Raw genomic sequence first — 1409 nt, 5'->3', positions numbered from 1 at the left:
CGCGTCGCCGGCCCCCCGCCGGGCCCGGGCGAACGCGGCCTCGCGGCGTAACGGCCCGGCGGCCGGCACCGGGAAGGCCCCTCGCGCGGACGGACCCGCGTCGGCCGGGCCGGTCCGTCGTGCGACGCGAGGCGTCAGCACTCCGGTGGGCGGCCCAGGTGGCCCGCGGCCTCGTCCCTGGCCAGCGGCCGGGACCTGCGGGCCGGCCCGTACCAGCCGCAGCTGCACCGGGCGGCGAGGAACGGTCCGCGTTCGAACAGCTCCACGCGGTGTCCGGGTGTCGGGTCGTCCGGGGAGGCCCGCTGCTCGGGTGTGTTCTCCGGGCGGCGCTCCACGCGGTCGTCCACCCCACCACCGTAACGGCCCCGCCGGGACCTCGTTAGCCGGTAGTCAGAACGCGACAGACGCCGCGCGGTCGAACAGCGCGCGAACGCGGTGCCGGGGGTGCCAGGGGTCCATGGTGGTGAGGCGGCGAACGGCCGCGCTCGGCTGGGGCGGCCTGCTGGCGCTGGTGCTGGCGGTCAGCGGGTGCACGGGCACCGGCGCCGCCGCCCCGGAGGCGCGCGGCGGGAACGATCCGCTGGCGGCGGTGCGGCAGGCGGCCGACCGGCTGACGGACTCCGGCAGTTCGCGGGCCCGCACCGCGATGCGGATGGCCTCGGGCGGCACCGAGGTCACCATCGAGGGGGAGGGCGTCTTCGACTACGCGCGGGGCCTGGGCGAGCTGAGCGTGTCCCTGCCGCCCGACCCGGGCGGCGACCGGGGGGCCGAGCCGGTCACCGAGGTCTTCGCCCCGGGTGAACTGTTCATGAAGAACCGGGGAGCCGGGGTGCCGCCCGACAAGTGGGTGCGGGTCGAGGTCGCCGGCGTGCCCGACGGCAACCTGGTGACCGGCGGCGCGACCGACCCGATCACCGCGTTCGCCCTGCTGCGCGGGGCGCGCAGCGCGGACGACCTGGGCGTGACCGAGCTGGGCGGGGAGTCGGTGCGCCACTACCGGGGCGTGACCGACATCGCGCTGGCCGCCGAGGCGGCGCCAGCGGACCCGACCAGGGAGCAGCTGGCGGCGGCCGTGGACGGGTTCGCCAGGACCGAGGTGCCGTTCGACGCCTACCTCGACGAGGCGGGGGCACCCCGGCGGGTGCGGCAGCGGTTCAGCCTGGCCCAGGGCCTGCGCTCGGTCGAGGTGACCTCGACGGTGACGCTCTACGGCTTCGGCGTCCCGGTGGACGTGGCGCTGCCCGAGCCGGGCGAGGTGTACTGGGGCGCGGTGGCCTGAGGCCCTAGGCCGTTTCGTTTGGATCATCGGATCGTTGGGCTGGGTGTGCCGTTAACTGATGCGCAGTGGGCGCGGATTGAGCCGTTGTTGCCGGACCGGACGCCGAAGCGGGGTGGCCGCTGGCGGGATC

Annotated in this window: 2 protein-coding genes; one reads left to right on the top strand and one right to left on the bottom strand. The window is 76.5% G+C overall.

Annotated elements, in window-relative coordinates:
• Positions 1 to 134: 134 nt before the first annotated feature.
• A complete protein-coding gene (locus EBN88_RS29835; RefSeq protein WP_122400081.1) occupies positions 135 to 347 on the bottom strand; it encodes a hypothetical protein in 213 nt (70 codons plus the stop codon).
• Between the two features lie 110 nt (positions 348 to 457).
• Between EBN88_RS29835 and EBN88_RS29830 the strand changes: the two genes are divergently transcribed.
• Entirely contained in the window at positions 458 to 1279 is an 822-nt protein-coding gene (locus EBN88_RS29830) for a hypothetical protein (RefSeq protein WP_122400080.1), read from the top strand.
• The last annotated feature ends 130 nt before the right edge of the window (positions 1280 to 1409 follow it).

Source organism: Streptomyces triticirhizae, from assembly GCF_003696235.1.
GTDB classification, from domain to species: domain Bacteria; phylum Actinomycetota; class Actinomycetes; order Streptomycetales; family Streptomycetaceae; genus Streptomyces; species Streptomyces triticirhizae.
The sequence above is the reverse complement of the archived record's forward strand: the minus strand, read 5'-3'. Positions and strand labels throughout refer to the sequence as shown.